Annotated in this window: 15 protein-coding genes; 8 read left to right on the top strand and 7 right to left on the bottom strand. The window is 72.9% G+C overall.

The window, feature by feature from the left end; translation table 11 throughout:
- Positions 1-11 precede the first annotated feature (11 nt).
- Positions 12-842, bottom strand: a complete 831-nt coding sequence (locus ACFYZJ_RS11820) for a DeoR/GlpR family DNA-binding transcription regulator (RefSeq protein ID WP_388565861.1) — start codon at positions 840-842, stop codon at positions 12-14.
- Positions 843-1,117: 275 nt separating this feature from the next.
- Here ACFYZJ_RS11820 and ACFYZJ_RS11815 point away from each other — a divergent pair, with 275 nt between their 5' ends.
- Positions 1,118-3,499, top strand: a complete 2,382-nt coding sequence (locus ACFYZJ_RS11815) for a hypothetical protein (protein ID WP_388565859.1) — start codon at positions 1,118-1,120, stop codon at positions 3,497-3,499.
- Here the strand turns inward: ACFYZJ_RS11815 and ACFYZJ_RS11810 are convergent.
- The 4 genes from ACFYZJ_RS11810 to ACFYZJ_RS11795 all read right to left on the bottom strand — a co-directional run bounded on the left by ACFYZJ_RS11810 (position 3,469) and on the right by ACFYZJ_RS11795 (position 7,821).
- The gene (locus ACFYZJ_RS11810) at positions 3,469-5,904 is read right to left on the bottom strand and encodes a right-handed parallel beta-helix repeat-containing protein (protein WP_388565857.1); all 2,436 of its coding nucleotides are present in this window, start codon (positions 5,902-5,904) and stop codon (positions 3,469-3,471) included. The genes ACFYZJ_RS11815 and ACFYZJ_RS11810 overlap by 31 nt on opposite strands.
- 116 nt (positions 5,905-6,020) lie before the next feature.
- A complete protein-coding gene (locus ACFYZJ_RS11805) occupies positions 6,021-6,626 on the bottom strand; it encodes a hypothetical protein (RefSeq protein ID WP_388565854.1) in 606 nt (201 codons plus the stop codon).
- A 117-nt stretch (positions 6,627-6,743) separates the two neighbouring features.
- Positions 6,744-7,103, bottom strand: coding sequence for a hypothetical protein (locus ACFYZJ_RS11800; RefSeq protein WP_388565852.1), 360 nt, complete (start codon positions 7,101-7,103; stop codon positions 6,744-6,746).
- A gap of 280 nt (positions 7,104-7,383) precedes the next feature.
- A complete protein-coding gene (locus ACFYZJ_RS11795; RefSeq protein WP_388565849.1) occupies positions 7,384-7,821 on the bottom strand; it encodes a DUF6643 family protein in 438 nt (145 codons plus the stop codon).
- 290 nt (positions 7,822-8,111) lie between these two features.
- Here ACFYZJ_RS11795 and ACFYZJ_RS11790 point away from each other — a divergent pair, with 290 nt between their 5' ends.
- The gene (locus ACFYZJ_RS11790) at positions 8,112-9,452 is read left to right on the top strand and encodes a TerD family protein (RefSeq protein WP_388565846.1); all 1,341 of its coding nucleotides are present in this window, start codon (positions 8,112-8,114) and stop codon (positions 9,450-9,452) included.
- 30 nt (positions 9,453-9,482) lie between these two features.
- Here ACFYZJ_RS11790 and ACFYZJ_RS11785 read toward each other — a convergent pair whose 3' ends face one another.
- Positions 9,483-10,658: a glycosyltransferase gene (locus tag ACFYZJ_RS11785; protein WP_388565843.1), complete on the bottom strand. Its 1,176-nt coding sequence runs from the start codon at positions 10,656-10,658 to the stop codon at positions 9,483-9,485.
- Between the two features lie 56 nt (positions 10,659-10,714).
- Between ACFYZJ_RS11785 and ACFYZJ_RS11780 the strand changes: the two genes are divergently transcribed.
- Entirely contained in the window at positions 10,715-11,500 is a 786-nt protein-coding gene (locus tag ACFYZJ_RS11780) for a glutamate racemase (RefSeq protein ID WP_388565841.1), read from the top strand.
- A 78-nt stretch (positions 11,501-11,578) separates the two neighbouring features.
- Positions 11,579-12,124 (top strand): hypothetical protein, encoded by a 546-nt coding sequence (locus ACFYZJ_RS11775; RefSeq protein WP_388565839.1) that lies wholly within the window; start codon positions 11,579-11,581, stop codon positions 12,122-12,124.
- A gap of 66 nt (positions 12,125-12,190) precedes the next feature.
- Here ACFYZJ_RS11775 and ACFYZJ_RS11770 read toward each other — a convergent pair whose 3' ends face one another.
- On the bottom strand, positions 12,191-13,240 hold the full coding sequence (locus ACFYZJ_RS11770) for an O-antigen ligase family protein (RefSeq protein WP_388565836.1): 1,050 nt from the start codon (positions 13,238-13,240) through the stop codon (positions 12,191-12,193).
- 221 nt (positions 13,241-13,461) lie between these two features.
- Here ACFYZJ_RS11770 and lnt point away from each other — a divergent pair, with 221 nt between their 5' ends.
- From lnt to ACFYZJ_RS11750, 4 genes are all read left to right on the top strand, one after another.
- Positions 13,462-15,123 (top strand): apolipoprotein N-acyltransferase, encoded by a 1,662-nt coding sequence (lnt, locus tag ACFYZJ_RS11765; RefSeq protein WP_388565833.1) that lies wholly within the window; start codon positions 13,462-13,464, stop codon positions 15,121-15,123.
- 9 nt (positions 15,124-15,132) lie between these two features.
- Positions 15,133-15,612 carry an NUDIX domain-containing protein gene (locus ACFYZJ_RS11760; protein ID WP_388565830.1) on the top strand — a complete coding sequence of 160 codons (480 nt, stop codon included), beginning with the start codon at positions 15,133-15,135 and terminating at the stop codon, positions 15,610-15,612.
- Between the two features lie 54 nt (positions 15,613-15,666).
- The gene (locus ACFYZJ_RS11755) at positions 15,667-16,455 is read left to right on the top strand and encodes a 3-hydroxybutyrate dehydrogenase (RefSeq protein WP_388565827.1); all 789 of its coding nucleotides are present in this window, start codon (positions 15,667-15,669) and stop codon (positions 16,453-16,455) included.
- Positions 16,456-16,523: 68 nt separating this feature from the next.
- Positions 16,524-18,449, top strand: a complete 1,926-nt coding sequence (locus ACFYZJ_RS11750) for a helix-turn-helix domain-containing protein (protein ID WP_388565824.1) — start codon at positions 16,524-16,526, stop codon at positions 18,447-18,449.
- Positions 18,450-18,506 lie beyond the last annotated feature (57 nt).

Below are 18,506 nucleotides of genomic sequence, written 5' to 3'. Positions count from 1 at the left end.
CTGACGTCGTGTCAGCTGTCTGCGTCATCCTCCTGCTCTCCGGCCACGATGAGCCGCCGCAGATGCTCCGAGATCTCCGTCCGCGCGTCCGTCGGCAGCCCCGCGTCGGTCACCAGCGTGTCGACCTCCTCCAGGGCGGCGAACGAACTCAGGCCCACCGTGCCCCACTTGGTGTGGTCGGCGACCACCACCACACGTCGCGCGGACTGCACGAGCTGCCGGTTGGTCTCCGCCTCGGCCAGGTTCGGCGTCGACAGACCCGCCTCCAGCGATATCCCGTGCACCCCGAGGAACAGCACGTCGAAGTGGAGGGATGCGATCGCCCGGTCGGCGACGGGGCCCACCAGCGAGTCGGACGGGGTGCGCACGCCCCCCGTCAGCACGACCGTGGCCGCGCCCTGCCGCTGACCCGAGGTGCGCTGCGCGGCGTGGAAGACATCGGCCACCCGCACCGAGTTGGTGACGATGGTGAGATCCGGCACGTCGAGGAGGTGCTGGGCCAGCGCGTACGTCGTCGTGCCGCCGGACAGCGCGATCGCCGTGCCCGGAGTGACCAGCTCCGCAGCGGCCCGGGCGATGTCCTCCTTGGCGGTCAGTTCCAGGCCCGACTTCGCCTCGAACCCCGGTTCGTGCGTACTGGCCTCGACCACGGGCACCGCACCGCCGTGCACCTTCTCCAGCACGCCCTGGCGGGCGAGCGCGTCGAGGTCGCGGCGGACCGTCATGTCGGAGACGCCGAGTTTGCGCGTCAGCTCGTTCACGCGGACGCCGCCGCGCCGTCGCACCTCGTCCAGGATCAGGGCACGGCGCTGCTCCGCGAGGAGGTTCTGATTCTCGCTCACGTCCGCTCCGTCCCCTTTCGTCCGATCACGTCCCACATGTCGCCCGTACCGGCCTCGACGAGGTCATTCTCCCGCCACCAGCACCGCGGACGCCCCATCCTCGCACGCCGCGCCGCTGGTGGCGCCATCGCCCGTCACCTGGGATCCGTCCGCGCTCCCCGCAGCCGTCACACATATCGGGGAGATTCCGCGCCGGCAGGTGTGCGCCACCGGCACAGCGGAGATCCTCTCGCTGCCCGGGAACACCGTACGCAGCGCGGGGGAAGAGCGGAACAGTGGAGCGTGCACGGGAAAACGAGGGGGAGAGCGGCGACTTCGCCGAGCGGTCCGCGCCGACCGGGGCGGCCCTGGAACTCCTGGTCCACGGAGTCGGCGGCACCACACCCGAGGAGATGCTCGGTGATCCACGCACGGTGAGGATCACCGGCGACGAGACGGCCGCCGTGTACCGTCGCGCCGACGACGCGGACGCGGAACGGCGGTTCGGCGAACACCGCGACCGGCCGGTGCCCGAGGCGTACGTCTGGTGCAACCTCACCTCCGGAAACGCCGCCCGTGCCCTGTGGCTGTTGCTGCTGCCGTTCATGGTCGCGGGCCTCGCCCACTGGATGCGCCCCACGACCGTCGGCCGACGGCGGACGATCCGCCTGTACGGAGTGATCGTCCGGCTCGTCGGGCTCACCCTGACCGTGCTGCTGGTCGCCGCCGCCTGCGAGGTCGCCCTGGACCTGGTGGCCTGGCAGTGCGCGGGCACGCGCGCGTGCGCCGGTCGCCACACCTGGCTCGGTTTCCTCTCGCCCGCCGTCTCCGGCCACGGCTGGTGGAGCGGGCCCGGCAGACGCCTCGCCCTGGCGTCGCTGATTCCCACGGCGCTCACCGGCCTGCTGTGGTACCTGTCGCACCGCACCTGGAGCGCCTACGAGTCCCAGCAGCCGATCGCCCGTGATCCCGAACCCGACGAGGACCACCGCGTCCCGCTCGGCCGCCCCGGGTTCTGGTACGGGCGCCGGCTGGTGGCCCGGCTGCGCGCCGCGCACACCGCCGCCGGCTTCCTCACCGTCACCGCGGCGCTCGGCGGCAGCGCCGCCCGCTACGACCGCCGCCACGGCTCCGTCCAGCTGGAAGTGCTCGGCTGGCTGCTGCACCTGCTGTTCCTCGGGGGCGCGGTGCTCGTGGTGTGGGTGGTGTGCCGCCGGGGACGCTCGGAGAAGCGGCTCGACAAGGATCTCGACGGGGCCCTGGTGCGATGGCTGCCCGCGGGCGCCCTCGCCCTGCTGACCCTGACCATGGTGTACGCCGCCTGGTCCCGCCCCGGCTGGCGTTCGTCGGGCCGGCTGCCCGGCGACGCGCCGTTCGGAGCGCTCACCCTGGCGCAGGGACTCCTTGTCATCGCACTAGCTGTCGTCGCCCACGTCCTGTACCGCACCCACCCCGACACACGCACCGCGATGCGGGGACTGGCGGGACCCGCCGTCGCGCTGCTGGCCTGCGCGCTCGGCGGCGTGATGTCCGGCGGCGTGGCCCTGCGGGTCGCCGACTGGCTGGACGGCACCAGCCACGCCTTGGCCGGCCCGCCCGCTCTGCTGACCTGGCAGGCGTCCACGATCCCGGCGCTGCTGCTCGTCCTGCTCCTCCTCGTCGGCATGTCGGCCCGGCGGGTCCGGCTGCTGTGCCGCACCGAGGCGGTCGCGGTCGACCTCGACCACCCCGGGGAGCCCAAGGACACGGCCCGCACCCTGCGGATCGCGCGCACCCGCGCGATGGCCACCCTCACCGATCAGGCACCGCTCGTCGTCGCCGTCACCTCCGCCATGACCTTGCTCCTGGGTGCCGTCGCCCTGGCAGGGGCCTTCGCCACCGACGACACGCCCGAAGGAGCCGCACGCGGCACCGCACCGTTCGTCCGCGGCGTTGCCGAGACTTCCCAGGCCCTCGGCTCCTGGCTGATCGGCATCGGCTTCCTGCTCTTCGTCACCTGGGGGCGCCGCGCCTACAAGGACGCCTCCGCGCGCCGCACCATCGGCATCCTCTGGGACGTCGGCACGTTCTGGCCGCGCGCCGCCCACCCCTTCGCCCCGCCGTGCTACGCCGAGCGCGCCGTGCCCGACCTGACCTGGCGCATGGCCACCTGGACAAGCAGCACCGGAGGGCGGCTGGTGCTGTCCGGGCACTCGCAGGGCAGCGTGTTGGCGGCGGCAGCGGCCTGGCAGCTGGAACCGGCCGCACGCAGGCAGGTGGCCCTCCTGACGTACGGCTCGCCCCTGGAACGGCTCTACGGGCGGTGGTTCCCGGCGTACTTCGGCCCGGCCGCGCTCAGCTCCCTGCATCGCGAGGTGGACTGCTGGCGCAATCTGTACCGCCTCACCGACCCGATCGGCGGCCCGATCCGGCTGCCCGGCGACTGCGGCCCGCAGGTGGACCACCCACCGCTCAAGGACCCGCTCGCCTACGGCCGGACCCGCGAACACCCGCTGCCCGCGCCGATCCTCGGACACGGCGACTACCAGGCGGACCCGGCGTTCGCCGAGGAACGCGAGCGGCTGCTGGCGCGCCTGGGGCCCGGGCTGCCGGCGCCGCGGCCCGCGAACGGCTCCTCAGCGCCGGGCGCGGAGCCCGGCGGGCGCGCTCAGGGCAGCTCCGGCAGGTCCTCGGGGTAGAGCAGGGACAGGTCGTCGGTGCTGGCGTCCGCCAGCTGGGCGACCCGGCCCGCGTGCCGCTCCACCATCGCCTCGAAGGTCTGGCGCGCGGTGCGGCCGTTGCCGAACGTCGGCCCCTTCGGGATCGCCGTGAAGTACTTCAGCAGCGCCTCGGCGGTCCCCGGCCCGAGCCGGTACTCGTGCTCCTCGGCCTGCTGCTCCACGATCCGCAGCAGTTCCTCCGGACCGTAGTCGCCGAAAGTGATCGTCCGTGAGAAGCGGGAGGCGACACCGGGGTTGACGGACAGGAAGCGCTCCATCTCGGCCGTGTAGCCCGCCACGATCACCACCACCGCCTCGCGGTGATCCTCCATCAGCTTCACCAGCGTGTCGATCGCCTCACGCCCGAAGTCCCGCCCGGAGTCCTCCGGCGACAGCGCGTACGCCTCGTCGATGAACAGCACTCCGCCGCGCGCCCGGTCGAAGGCCTCCTGGGTGCGGATGGCGGTGGAGCCGATGTGCTCGCCGACCAGATCGACCCGGGAGACCTCGACGAGGTGGCCCTTCTCCAGGACGCCGAGCGAGGCCAGGATCTCGCCGTAGAGACGGGCGACCGTCGTCTTGCCCGTGCCGGGGGAGCCCGTGAACACCAGATGCCGTCGCACGGAGGCCGCCTTCAGGCCCGCCTGTTGCCGACGGCGCCCCACCTCGATCATGTCGGTGAGGGCCCGCACCTCGCGCTTGACGCTCTCCAGGCCCACCAGCGCGTCAAGTTCGCCGAGCACGTCCTGTGACGTGCGGGCGGGCTTCTCCGGCTCCGGCACAGCCGTGAGGAGCGGCTCCTGCTCGGCGGTGCGCTGGCTCGGAATGCCCAGCAGACCCGGTGACGCGCTCGTCGTCTGCACAGCTGTCTCCTGGACCACCGGCCGCAGTCCCGCGCTCTCGTCGCTGGTGCAGTCCTCGACGACCGCGCCGCCCCCACCGGGCGCCCCCGGGCCGCCGTCCGCGAACTCGTAGCCCCCGCGCGCACACCGCTCCGTGCGGCACTTCCGCAGCGTGGCACGGCAGCCGTCGATCACATGGAAGCCGTAGCCGCCGCTGCCCGTCACCCGGCAGTTCAGGAAGCTGCCCCGGCCCTCCGCCGAGACGTAGAAGCCCGCCTCGGCCGGTGAGGTCACCGTGCAGCGCTCGATGGTGGGGTCGGCGCCCTTGGTGACGATCACGCCCGTCTGCGTGCCGTCGATGGTGCAGCCGGAGAGCGTGCCGCCGCTGCCGTGGTCCCGGAACCAGGCGCCCGTCGCCGCCTCCCGGATACGGCAGTCGTCCAGCTGCGCGGTGGCCCCGTCACTCACCGACACCGCCGTGTTGCGCACCTGGGTGAGGTCGCTGTCCACGACGTCGACGCGGGAACCCCGGTCGAGGACGAACAGGGCGTCCGGCACGTCGTGCACCCGGCAGGAGTCGAGCACCGCGGTCGCGCCGTCGCTGACCCACACCGCCGGGTAGTCGCCGGTGCTGTCGAAGATCTCGCACTGGTTGGCGTCCACACGGGTGCCCGGGTCCCACACCGACAGGCCGTTGCGGCCGAACTGGCGCACCGATGTGCGGGTCAGCGTGAGCACCGAACGGGACCTGAGGTCGACCGCGTTCTCCGGGATGTCGTGGATGCGGCAGTCGGCCAGGGTGAGCACCGCATCCGTGTCCATCGTGACGCCGTCCGCCGTGGTGCGGTGCACATCGCAGTCCGTCAGGTGGGCCGTGGCCCGCCCGGTGATCTGCACACCGGAGCCCCTCACCTCGTAGACCTCGCAACCGACGGCCTCCAGCGAGGAGTTCTCCCCGGTCGCCGAGAGGCCCGCTCCCGAGGTGTGGTGCACCCGGCAGCGCTGGAGGCGCGGGTGCGCTCCGCCGCGCACGGCGACGCCCGACTGGGCCGCCGCCACCACCTCGCACTCCTCGAACACCCCGCCGCCGCCGTCCACGACGGCGATGCCGATACCGGCCGGGTTGTCCACCGTGCAGCGCCGCACCGTGGGGCGCGCGCTGCCGCGGACCTCGATGCCGGCCGCGGACCGCGTTGTGATCCGCACGTCGACCAGCTCGGGGGCGCCTTCCTCGACGAGCAGCGCGGGCGCCGCCGCGTCCTGCCCCTCGACGTGCAGGTCCTGGACCACGGCCGAGGCGCGCACGGTCAGCGGCACGCCGTCCACCGGCGCGATGCGCACCGAGCCCGGGGAGCCCTCGGGGCCACGCAGCGTCACCGCGCGCTGGACGACGAGGTTCTCCCGGTAGGTGCCCGGCGCGACGGTGAGGACGTCCCCGTCGCCCGCGGCCTCCAGGGCGGCGGCGAGCGACGCGTACTCACCCGTGCGGCGCCGCCACCGCGATGTGCCGGTGTGCGTCACCTGGACCGTGCCCTGTGCCATGGCGCTGCTGTGCCCCCACCTCGTTGCTCACGCGGGTTCTCGCGAAGATGCCGGACGGCCCGGCGGGTCCACCGTAGCGTGCGCGGACGCGGCTGGATGACCGGAGGTCAAGGCCGTCAACTGCCCGTGCCGGTGCGGCCCCAGTCCGGGCCCGCCTTGTCCCAGGCCTGGTCCCAGCGGGCGTAGCGGCGAAGCACCAGGCGCCAGACGATCAGCCGGCGGCAGCCCTCGACGAGTCCCGCGGTCAGCGCGGCCGCGCCGAAACCGGCCAGCACGGCGTGCGTCGTGGCGGTGGCACTGTCGAGGGGCCGGGCGGTTATTCGGCCGTGGTCGTCGGTCCAGAGCGGGAAGCGGTCGCCCGGGTGCGGGGAGGACACAGTGGCCAGAACCGCGCCGTGCTGTGCGGTGCCGTCCGGAGCTGTCCAGTCGGCGAGAACGCGGCTGTGCGCGTCCCGGGTCGTGGAGGAGTCCGGATCGGGGTCCAGCGGCCCGCGGTTGAGCTGCTTGACGACGGTGGCCATCACCTGGTGACGGCTGTCCTGCTGTACCCGCACGGAGCGCTGCAGGGAGTCCTGGGCGACCGAGCCGCTCAGCGACCCGACGACCGGCGCGGCGACGAGGATCAGCAGCAGGGCGACCAGCCCCACCCAGGCCTCGATCAGATCGGTCGTACGGCGCAGCGGATTGTGCCGCCAACGCCACAGGCCGTTGATTGCTCGCACGTCCCGCACCCCCTTCCGCGTCCGTGATAACCCCCGCACCCGGCCGTTCACCCGCGAGGCCGGGGAAGAGAGAGCGAAATCACCCCTCTCCCGCCCCGTACGCCACTCATGAACTTCTCACGCGGACTCAACGACCGTGCCGGTCGCCCGGGTTCCCGCCCATGTGTCCCATCGCGGGCCTTTCTCGCCCCGGATTCGGAGAACCAGGCTCCGCACCAAGGCGCGGGAAGCGGGAAACGGCTCCGCCGGGTCGGGGAAGCGGCCTGGAGCGGCCCGCCGACCGCCCTGTTCGAGGACCGGGACGAGGCCGCGCATGCGGACCGCGCCGGTCGTCTCCGCTACCAGGTCCTGCGGGAAGGCCAGTTGGCCGTCGAAGCGGCGATGGCGGGCCGGTGTGCGCGGCGGCTTTTTGCGGCGCTCGGCGGTGGACCGGTCCGCGGTGGTCACGTCCGTGCTGATGAGGTCTGCGGTGGTCACGCGTCCGCGGTGGTCACGTTCGTGGTGGGCACAACACGGTGCCCGCGCATCTCGGCGGCTCAAGGGGCAGGCTCGGGCGCTCGCATCGGGTGGTGCCCCTGCCCATGTGGTCGATCAGCGCCCGGCGTCGGTCCTCGGCCGGCCCCCGTGGCTCCACCACGGCTCGTGGGGCGCCCGGCCCCGAAGCGCCTCGACCGGGTGGACGTGAATCGAGCACAGCGCTGGATTCGGCATGAGGCCATCGAGCCACCGGCGTCGACGGCCTCACCCGGTTCGCGGATCAGTATCCGCGGTACTGCTGCCCGTTGTTGTACGGGTCCTGGTAGGGCGTCGGAGCCGGGCGCTGCGCCGCGGGGCGCATCGCCTCGTAGCCCGAGCCCATCGGGCGCGGCGGCTGCATCTGCTGCGGGGCCGGGTAGCCGCGCGGCCCCGCCTGCTGTGGGATGTACGCCGTCGGGGCCTGCTGCAGGGGTGCCGGCTGCGGTGTCTGGGGGTAGCCGTACGCCGGGGCCTGCTGGGAGGGCCCCGACGGCAGCGCGGGCAGCGCCGACGGCAGTGCGGGCAGGCTGCTGCCCGGCGGCTCGTACGCGGAGGGGACCCGGATCGGAGCGATCTGCGGGGTGCCCCGCTCGGCGACGAGCTTGTCGTAGATCGGAGTGTCCGGGAAGGGCGACGCGGAGTAGTAACCGCCGCCATAGGTGGAGCGGGGGGAGGTCATGGGACATAAGTTAAGCCCACGATGTGCTGGTTGGGGAGACCGATAAGAGGGTTGTTTTCCGTGCCCGGGGTGACGCGGGATCCCCAATGCGAGCGAACTCGGCAAAAAAGGGCAGCAAACGAGGCCTGGATCGTGTAAAGGACGAGTTCTAAGAGGGTTACCGGCGGTTGAGCAGCGGTGTTGCGGCGTGGGTCGTGGGAGTTCGCGCCCCGGGGGAATAGGTTGGCCTCACGGATGCAAGGGGCTGCCCGCCCCGGCCCCGGTGTGGTGACAGGTGGATGGGGGCGGACATGTCGATGGCGAAGGGGTCCAACCTTCAGGTGCCGGCCACGGCGCTGCGCGTCGAACTGGGTTGGCGTTCCGGCCCGGGCGTGCCCGACGCGGACGCCTCGGCGCTGCTGCTGGTCTCCGGGAGGGTCCGTACCGACCGGGACTTCGTCTTCTACAACCAGCCCGTGCATCCCTCCGGCGCGGTGCGCCACGAGGGCAAGCAGGACCTGGGCGGCCAAGTGACGGACACGCTCCTCGTCGACCTCGCGCGCGTGGAGCCCGCGATCGAGACGGTGGTGCTCGCCGCCTCGGCCGACGGGGGCACGTTCGGCCAGGTGCCCGGCCTGTACATCCGGGTGCTCGACGCCCTGCAGGGCACTGAGGTCGCGCGCTTCGACCCCACGGCCACCGTGGAGACGGCGTTCGTGCTCGGGGAGTTCTACCGCCGCCAGGGCGCCTGGAAGTTCCGCGCCGTCGGACAGGGCTACAGCAGCGGACTCCAGGGTCTGGCCACGGACTACGGGATCACGGTGGACGAGCCGCAGCACACCGCGCCATCAGCTCCGCCCCCGCCGCCCGCCCTGGTCGACCGGCCCAACGCCCCCGCGGTACCACCGCCCGCCGCGGCGCGGCAGCCGTCGGTGACGGCGCCCCCCGCCCCCACCCCGTACGGTGCGTCGCCGCCCCCGCCTCCCGCCCCTCCGGCAGCACCACCCGCCCCGGTACGCCTCACCAAGGTCACGCTCACCAAGCAGGCCCCCACCGTCTCGCTGGCCAAACAGGGCGGTACCTCCGGAGCGATGCGCGTCAACCTCAACTGGCAGGTGCGCGGGCAGTTCCCCGGATGGAGCGGCGAACAGGGCGTGGCGGTGCCCCGCCAGGCGAACCTCGACCTGGACCTGTGCGCCCTGTACGAGCTGTCCGACGGCAGCAAGGGCGTCGTCCAGGCGCTCGGCAACGCCTTCGGTTCGCTGCACCGGCCGCCGTACATCCACCTCGACGGTGACGACCGCACCGGAGCCGTGGAGACCGGCGAGAACCTCACCGTCAACCTCGATCACAAGGACCGCTTCCGACGCATCCTCGTCTTCGTGACCATCTATGAAGGCGCCCGCTCCTTCGCCGACCTGCACGCCACGGTCACGCTCCAGCCGCAGCACGGCGCCCCCATCCAGTTCTTCCTGGACGAGTGCACCGTGCCCTCCACCGTGTGCGCGCTCGCCCTCCTCACGAACAGCGGCGGTGACCTGATCGTCCAGCGCGAGGCCCGCTATCTCGTCCCGGAGCGCGGTGTCAGCCCGCAGCGCACCGTCGACCGGGCCTACGGGTGGGGCATGAACTGGACACCGGGCAGGAAATGACCCACCGTACGCCCCCGCGTCCGGGCCCGCTCACCGCTCGTCCAGCACCGCGTCCGGGCGGGCGTACGTGCGGCCCTTCCAGGCCGCGCCGCGCCCCCGGTAGTGCTGCACCGCCGAATCGACCGTCATGAGCAGATACAGGAACGCGGTGAGGGACAGCAGGGGAGCGAGCCACAGCGGCTGACGGTAGTAACGCAGCATGGGCACGTACGTCGCCGTCATCACCGCCTTCGCGAGCCCGCCCACCACCGCGGCCGCCACATCGCCGGTGATGATCCCGGCGACCAGCGTGACGGACGGCACCAGATACACGAGGGCGAGTCCGAGCACCGTACCGACGAGCAGCAGCGGATTGTGCCTGAGCTGGGCATAGGCGCTGCGCGACACCATCCGCCACAGGTCCTGCAGCCGCGGGTACGGACGCACGCTGTCGACCCGGTCGGCGAGCCCCAGCCAGATGTGGCCGCCGCTCCTCTTGACCGCGCGCGCCAGCGCCACGTCGTCGATGACGGCCTGCCGGATGGCGTCCGGAATCCGCGCCCGCCCGGCGGCGTCGGCCCGCAGCAGGACGCAGCCACCCGCCGCGGCCGCCGTCCGTGACCCCTTCACCGCGATCCGGCGGAAGGGATACAGCTGCGAGAAGAAGTACACGAAGGCCGGTACGACGAGCCTCTCCCACCCGCTCTCCACCCGCAGCCGAGCCATCTGGGAGACGAGATCGAAGCCACCGGTGCGCGCGGCCGCCACCAACTCCCGCAGGCTGTCGGGCGAGTGGGCGATGTCCGCGTCCGTCAGCAGCAGATACTCGGGTGCACGCGCGCGTGCCAGTCCGATTCCGTGCCGTACCGCCCACAGCTTGCCCGTCCAGCCCGGGGGAGGCTCCCCGGGGGATCCGACGGTGAGCGGCAGCCCGCCGTGCCGTTCCGCCAGCGCCCGGGCCAGTTCGCCGGTGCCGTCGGAGCTGCCGTCGTCGATCAGGAAGACCTCGGCGCGTCCGGGATAGTCCTGTGCGAGCAACGAGGGAAGACTGTGCGGGAGTACGGCGGCCTCGTCCCGTGCCGGTACGACCACACAGACGGACGGCCACACATCGGGGTCCCGACGCGGCGGCAGTCGTACATCTGTACGCCAGAAGAAGCCCTGGCCGAACAGCAGCCACACCCAGGCTGCCAGTGACGCGACGGCGATCCACACAACGGCACTCACCCGTGGCAGTCTGCCCCACCACAGGGTCCGTTGGGCACATCGTCTATGGTTGCCGGGTGAAGATCGCGCTCATGGACTCCGGAATCGGACTGCTGCCGGCCGCCGCCGCGGTACGCCGTCTGCGGCCAGACGCGGACCTCGTCCTCTCCTGGGACCCCGACGGGATGCCGTGGGGACCGCGCACCCCGGAGGACATCACCGAGCGGGCACTGGCCGTCGCGGAGGCCGCCGCCGCCCACGATCCCGATGTCCTGATCGTCGCCTGCAACACCGCGTCCGTGCACTCTCTGCCCGAGATGCGTGCCCGTTTCGAACCGGACCTGCCGATCATCGGCACGGTACCGGCGATCAAACCGGCCGCCGCGGGCGGCGGTCCCGTCGCGATCTGGGCCACGCCCGCTACCACGGGAAGTCCCTACCAGCGGGGGCTGATCCAGCAGTTCGCGGACGGCGTGAAGGTCACCGAGGTGCCGTGCCCCGGACTCGCGGACGCCGTGCACCATGCGGAGGACTCCGCGACCGCTGCCGCGATCGCCGCCGCCGCGGCGCTCACCCCCGACGATGTCACGACCGTCGTGCTCGGCTGCACCAACTACGAACTGGTCGCCGACCGCATCCGCGAAGCCGTGCAGAAGCCCGGCGCGGTGCCCCTCATCCTGCACGGAAGTGCCGGAGCGGTGGCCGCGCAGGCGCTGCGCCGCATCGGAGCGGACCCGGCGCCGGAGGCCCCCGCCGAGGGTGGTCTGACGGTGCTGTTGAGCGGTCGGGAGGGCGTGCTGCCCGCCGAGGCGCTGACGTACCCCGAGGGAAGGTTCCTGCAGGCGGTCAGCCCGGCGCGGTGAGCCGCGGAGACATCAGCCCGAACCGGTGACGTTCCGCGATGCGGTACCCGCGCTACGGAACATGGGTACTCTCGTGGCATGAGGGACCACCCCCACGGCGACGAAGCCCCGCACCCCGACATCTGGACAGGGCGGGCGACCAATCGGGCGCAGTGGCTGGCGGCGCTCGTCGGCGCCGCCTGCATGGCGCTCGGTATCGAACTGGCCGTCGACTCCGCGTGGACGTCCGGCACCGCCCCGCTCGTCATGTCGGTGGTGGGTTGTATCGCGGCCGGGCTGCTGGTCCTGTTCGGCACACTCGCGTTCGTGCATGTCGCCGTGAAGGTCGACAAGGAATGCCTCGAGGTGCGTTGCGGCCACATCGGTGTGCCGCGCCGCCGTATCCCCCTCGCCCATGTCGCCGGCGCGGAATTCGTGCCACGCGTCACACCACGCCAGTGGGGCGGCTGGGGGTACCGCTGGCGACCCGAGAAGGGCACCGCCGTCGTCGTACGACGCGGTGAGGGGGTCGTCCTGCGCCTGTGGGACGGTCACACCTTCACGATCACCGTGGACAACGCCGAGACGGCGGTACGGGTCATCCGCGCCCGGCTGCACCCCACGCTTCCCGGCGCCACGCACTGAACCTGACTCCCGCCGACTCGTCCTCCTCTTCGTCGGCCAGACGGCTTCATCGGCCGGCCTTCTCCCTCATCGGCCCGACGGTCCCTCGTCCACCAGTGGTCGCGCGGTCGCGATCCCGGCCAGTAGTCCCGCTCCCGCCGTCACCGTCGTGAAGCTCAGCGCGTTGCCGAGCGAGGCGATCACCGCCAGCGCCGTCAGCGCGGCGCCCGCCGTGAGCGCGAGCGGAGTGGGGCGCCGGGTGCGCCACAGCGCGTACAGAACCCAGCAGAAGACCGCCGCCAGCAGCGCCACGCCGAGCAGCCCCTCTTCGGCGGCCTGCTGCCAAGGGGCGGAGTGCGGTTTCCCGTCGGGCAGGAGGGACTGCGCGGCTGTGGCGCTCAGGTCGCTGAAGCGTCCGGGGCCCACGCCCAGCGCGGGGTCCCGGTGCGCCAGCGCCAGCGCGTCGTGCCAGAGCAGGATGCGGTGCCGGCTGAGCTGGTCAGCCAGGAACGACCTGAGTCCGTCCGGGAGCAGGTCCTCGGTGACCGCCCAGGTGAAGCCGGTCACCAGGGCCGCCACGAACCCGAGGGCGGCGAGTGCCGGGCCGCGGTGCTGCGTCCGGCCGGCGGCGAGCGAGCACAGCAGCACACCGGTGCAGGCCACGAGCCCGGTCGTGGAACCGACCGCCGCCGCGACGACCGCTATCCCGGCGGCCGACAGGCGCAGCGCCAGCCGTGCCGCGGGTGCCCGGGCGGCCCACGCGGCGCAGCACGCCGCCCCCGAGGAGAGCGTCAGCAGTGCTGCGGTCCCGCCGGTGCGTCCGAGCGGCGTGGCGAACTGCGGGCCCACCGCGAGATGCGGGGCGGCCACGGCGGGTCCGAGACCGGCCAGGGCGCCCGCGACCGGTGCCGCGACCGGCAGCAGCGCCCCGAAGATGCGTCCCGACGCGTATCCCGCGGCGACCGCCAGCACCGCGAGCAGGACACCCTCGGGCCTGCCGCCGTGTGCGGCGGCCGTGATCAGCGACCACACCGCGCACGCGCCGAGCACCAGGACGCCCGCCGTGTCCGAGGCGTTTCGTCTCTCGTCTTCCGTGTCCGCGGCCCTGGCCCCGGACTTCGTCCCCGTGGATCCCACCGCCGCCCCCCTGTGACGGACCCGAACGTCCCGGCCGCCCCATTCGGCCGTGGTCCAGAGCTCCGGCACACCGTATCGGGTGATGCGCCGGTTTGTGGACGGGCTGTGCAGAAACGATGCGGCAGGAGGGCCGCCCATGTCCCGGAAGAACGGGCGTACCGTCCATGGTGCGCCACAGGCCGCGCTGTCCGCGCCATGGTCGCGCGCCGTAGACTCCCCGGGTGACCGTCACCGCAACATCCGTGGGCGAGCCGGACCAGCTCGAACCCCAGGCCGCACCCGCAGCCCCTGTCTTTCGCCGGGTGCGGCGTGTCGTTCCGGCCGCCGCCGCGTCGCTGTCCGGATTGCTGCTCTACGTCAGTTTTCCGCCGCGGACACTGTGGTGGCTGGCCGTTCCGGCGTTCGCCGTCCTGGGCTGGGCCCTGCGCGGCCGTACCTGGAAGGCGGGTCTCGGCCTCGGCTATCTGTTCGGTCTCGGTTTTCTGCTGCCGCTGCTCGTGTGGACCGGCGTCGAGGTCGGCTCCGGACCGTGGCTCGCGCTCGTCGCGATCGAGGCGATCTTCATCGCGCTGGTCGGCGCGGGCATCGCGCTGGTCTCCCGGCTGCCGGCCTGGCCGGTGTGGGCGGCGGCCGTGTGGATCGCCGGAGAGGCGGCACGCGCACGCGTGCCGTTCGGCGGCTTCCCCTGGGGGAAGATCGCCTTCGGGCAGGCGGACGGTGTCTTCCTGCCGCTGGCCGCGGTCGGCGGCACCCCGGTGCTCGGCTTCGCGGTCGCCCTGTGCGGCTTCGGGCTCTACGAGATGGTGCGGCTCGTCGTTCGGTGGCGGCGCACCGGAAGCGCACTGCGGCGCGGGGCGGCCGTCGCGGCCCTGGTCAGCGTCGCCGCTCCCGTGGTGGGCGCTGTCGCCGCACGCTCGCTGGTCAGCGACAAGGCGGAGAACGGGACCACGACCGTGGCCGTCATCCAGGGCAACGTGCCGCGCTCCGGGCTGGAGTTCAACGCCCAGCGGCGCGCCGTCCTGGACTACCACGCACGGGAAACGGAGCGTCTTGCCGCCGAGGTCAAGGCCGGCAAGGTCGCGCGGCCCGACTTCGTGCTGTGGCCCGAGAACTCCTCCGACATCGACCCCTTCGCCAACCCCGACGCCGCCGCCGTGATCGACCGCGCCGCCAAGGCCATCGGGGTGCCCATCTCGGTCGGTGGCGTCGTCGAGCGGGGCGGCAGGCTCTACAACGAGCAGATCCTGTGGGACCCCGCCAAGGGTCCCGTCGACACGTACGACAAGCGGCAGGTGCAGCCCTTCGGCGAGTACCTTCCGCTGCGCTCGCTGCTCGGCGCCATCAACCCCGACTGGACGGCGATGGTCCGCCAGGACTTCAGCCGGGGACACAAACCGGGCGTGTTCACCATGGCGGGCGCCAAGGTGGGGCTGGTCACCTGCTACGAGGCCGCCTTCGACTGGACGGTGCGCTCGACCGTCACGGACGGCGCCCAGCTGATCTCGGTGCCCAGCAACAACGCCACCTTCGACCGCAGCGAGATGACCTACCAGCAGCTCGCCATGTCCCGGGTGCGGGCCGTGGAGCACAGCCGTACCGTCACCGTCCCGGTGACCAGCGGCGTCAGCGCGATCATCATGCCGGACGGGAGGATCACCCGGCGGACGGGCATGTTCGTCGCCGACTCGCTCGTCCAGAAGGTGCCGCTGCGCTCCTCCACGACCCCGGCCACCCGCCTCGGCACCCTCCCCGAGATGCTCCTCGTGCTCGTCGCGGCCGGCGGTCTCGGGTGGGCGGTGGCGTCGGCGGCGCGTGGCCGCCGCGACCGCCATGCTCGGGTCGTCCGCCCCGAAGACGCGGGAGTGACGGAACCGACCCGCTAGGGTCGGCCCATGGCTACTCCCGACTTCATCCGGACCATCCGGGCGTCCGCCGGTCATCAGCTGCTCTGGCTCCCCGGCGTCACCGCCATCGTCCTCGACGACGACGGCAGGGTGCTGCTGGGGCGCCGGGCCGACACCGGCCGGTGGTCCGCGATCGGCGGCATCCCGGATCCGGGGGAGCAGCCCGCGGCCTGCGCCGTGCGCGAGGTCTACGAGGAGACGGCCGTGCGGTGCGTCGCCGAGCGTGTGGTCCTCGTACAGGCCCTGGCCCCGGTGACCTACCCCAACGGCGACACCTGCCAGTACATGGACATCACGTTCCGCTGCCGGGCCGTCGGGGGCGAAGCCCGTGTGAACGACGACGAGTCGCTGGAGGTCGGCTGGTTCCCGGTGGACGCCCTGCCGGAGCTGAACGAGTTCGGCCTGTTGCGGATCAAGCAGGCCTTATCGGATGCACCCACATGGTTCGACCCCACTAATCCACTGTGAAGTATGGGTGGTGACCATATGGGGTGGGGCACTGGCCCTGCTTAGGGTCGACCCATGACCGTGCCCCACCCCCACACCACCTCCGTAGATCTGGGCGGACGCACCGCCCTCGTCACCGGCGCCGCCGGCGGCATCGGCCGCGCCTGCGCGCTGCGGCTGGCCGCCGCCGGGGCCAAGGTGAGAGCGGTCGACCGGGACGCCGCCGGCCTCGACGCCCTCGCCGGCACGGCCCGCGACCTCGCGGGCACCGTCGAACCACATGTCCTCGACCTCACCGACCTGGACGCCGCCGAACACGCCGCCGCCGGCACCGACATCCTCGTCAACAACGCCGGGATCCAACTGGTGCGGCCGCTCGAGGAGTTCCCGCCCGACGTCTTCCACACCGTCCTGACGGTGATGCTGGAAGCCCCTTTCCGGCTCATCCGCGGAGCCCTGCCCCACATGTACGGGCAGGGCTGGGGCCGTATCGTCAACATCTCGTCGGTCCACGGGCTGCGCGCCTCCGCGTACAAGTCGGCGTACGTCTCCGCCAAGCACGGGCTGGAAGGGCTCTCGAAGACCGCCGCCCTGGAGGGCGCCCCGCACGGAGTCACCTCCAACTGCGTGAACCCTGCGTACGTGCGCACCCCCCTCGTGGAGAAGCAACTCGCCGACCAGGCACGGGCACACGGGATCCCCGAGGAACGCGTGCTGTCCGAGGTGCTGCTCCAGGACAGCGCCGTCAAACGGCTGATCGAACCGGAGGAGGTCGCCGAGGCGGTGGCCTATCTGTGCAGCCCACAGGCGTCCTTCATCACCGGCACGTCGCTGGTCCTTGACGGCGGCTGGACCGCCCACTGAGCAGGGACATGCCGGAAGTTGTCCACAGGCCCGGCGCCCCCGAGCCTGCCGTGGGCCATTCTGGGGGCATGTCTCGCGATCACGTACAGTCCGCGCAGCGCCCCGGCACCGGTGCCGAGGCGCCGTTCCTGGAGCTCCTGGCCCGGGGCGCGTCGGCCGACGCCTACGAGCAGCCGGTGCTGCTCGCCCGCGCCGAGGGTCTGCCACCCGAGCGCATCCGCGCGCTCGAGCAGGCCAAGCGGCTCGCGCTGCACGTGCGCGCCGAGATGGAAGGCAGACGCCGCCGCGAGGCGGAGCTGTCCGCGCTCTTCGAGACCGCCCACGACCTGGCCGGGCTGCGCGACCTGGACGCCGTGCTGCAGGCGATCGTCCAGCGTGCCCGCTCCCTGCTGAGCACCGACGTCGCCTATCTCACCCTGCACGACGAGGAGGCGGGCGACACCTATATGAGGGTCACCGAGGGCTCGGTCGCCGCACGCTTCCAGCAGCTCAGGCTGGGCATGGGGGAGGGACTCGGCGGGCTCGTCGCCCAGACCGCCCGCCCCTATGTGACGCCCGACTACTTCCAGGACGACCGCTTCCAGCACACCCGGACGATCGACACGGGGGTGCACGACGAGGGGCTCGTGGCGATCCTCGGGGTGCCGCTGATGATCGGCGCCCAGGTCATCGGGGTGCTGTTCGCCGCCGACCGGCGGGCCCGCGTCTTCGAGCGGGAGGAGATCGCGCTCCTCGGCTCCTTCGCGGCGCTGGCCGCCGCCGCCATCGACACCGCCAACCTCCTCACCGAGACACGTTCGGCCCTGGACCGGCTCGCCCGTGCGAACGAGATCATCCGCGACCGCAGCGCCGTCATCGAGCGTGCCTCGGACGTCCACGACCGGCTCGCCGAGCTCGTGCTGCGCGGCGGCGGCGTCCACGACGTGGCGGCGGCGGTGTCCCACGTCCTGGACGGCACGGTCGAGTTCGCCGAGGCGGACGCCACGCCCGCCGCCGCCCTGGAGGCGTCCCGCGCCGAGGGCCACGCCGTACGGCACGGGGACGACTGGATCGCCGCCGTGGCGGCCGGCGGTGAACTGCTCGGCGCGCTGGTGCTGCGCGGCCACCCGGGGCTCGACCCCGTCGACCAGCGCACCCTGGAGCGCGCGGCCATGGTCACCTCCTTGCTGCTGCTCGCCCGCCGCTCGGCCGCCGAGGCCGAACAGCGCGTCCGCGGCGAGCTGTTGGACGACCTGCTCGATGCCCGCGACCGCGATCCGCGCGTGCTGCGCGAGCGTGCCGCCCGCCTGCACGCGGACCTCGACGCCACCCATGTGGTGCTCGCCGCCCGCCTCTTCGGCGCCGCAGCCGACGCCGACCAGGAAGCGGCGGCCCGCCGCCGCCTGTGGTCCGCCGCGTCCCACCTGGCGGCCACGCGGCACGGGCTCGCCGCCGCCCGCGACGGCGGCACGGTCCTGCTGCTGCCGCTCGACCCGGGCGACACGGCGACGGACCTGGCCCGCCGCACCGCCCGGCATCTCGGCACCGCGGTCCACGAACCGGTCACCGTCGGCGCCTCGGCCCCCGTCGAGGACCTGGCCCGCCGCCCCGACGCCGTGGCCGCCGCCTACGCGGAGGGACAGCGCTGCCTCGACGCCCTGCGCCTGCTGGGCCGCGCCGGGGACGGGGCCGCCGCCGAGGACTTCGGCTTCCTGGGACTGCTGCTCGCCGGGGACCGCGACATCGCCGGCTATGTCGAACGCACGATCGGCGAGGTCGTCGCCTACGACGATCGGCGCGGCACCGACCTCGTCCGCACCCTCGACGCGTACTTCGCCTGCGGGATGAGCCCGGCCCGCACCAAGGACGAACTGCACGTCCATGTGAACACGGTGGCGCAGCGCCTGGAGCGGGTGGGCCGGCTGCTCGGCGACGACTGGCAGAGCCCGGCCCGCGCCCTGGAGATACAACTGGCGCTGCGGCTGCACCGCTTGTCGTCCCGGCCCGGACCCTGAGCGGCTCCCCCGGTACACCGCCGGTACGACGCGCACCGGCCCCGCACGCGCGAACGC

The sequence above is a fragment of the Streptomyces sp. NPDC001848 genome, assembly GCF_042891915.1.
In the GTDB taxonomy this organism is placed as follows: Bacteria; Actinomycetota; Actinomycetes; order Streptomycetales; family Streptomycetaceae; genus Streptomyces.
The sequence above is the reverse complement of the archived record's forward strand: the minus strand, read 5'-3'. Positions and strand labels throughout refer to the sequence as shown.

Excerpts from the sequence above, each read along its gene's own strand:
- ACFYZJ_RS11810 (WP_388565857.1), bottom strand. The coding sequence starts at position 5,904 with ATGGCACAGGGCACGGTCCAGGTGACGCACACCGGCACATCGCGGTGG.
- ACFYZJ_RS11795 (WP_388565849.1), bottom strand. The coding sequence starts at position 7,821 with ATGACCTCCCCCCGCTCCACCTATGGCGGCGGTTACTACTCCGCGTCG.
- ACFYZJ_RS11790 (WP_388565846.1), top strand. The coding sequence starts at position 8,112 with ATGTCGATGGCGAAGGGGTCCAACCTTCAGGTGCCGGCCACGGCGCTG.
- ACFYZJ_RS11775 (WP_388565839.1), top strand. The coding sequence starts at position 11,579 with ATGAGGGACCACCCCCACGGCGACGAAGCCCCGCACCCCGACATCTGG.
- ACFYZJ_RS11760 (WP_388565830.1), top strand. The coding sequence starts at position 15,133 with ATGGCTACTCCCGACTTCATCCGGACCATCCGGGCGTCCGCCGGTCAT.
- ACFYZJ_RS11755 (WP_388565827.1), top strand. The coding sequence starts at position 15,667 with ATGACCGTGCCCCACCCCCACACCACCTCCGTAGATCTGGGCGGACGC.
- ACFYZJ_RS11750 (WP_388565824.1), top strand. The coding sequence starts at position 16,524 with ATGTCTCGCGATCACGTACAGTCCGCGCAGCGCCCCGGCACCGGTGCC.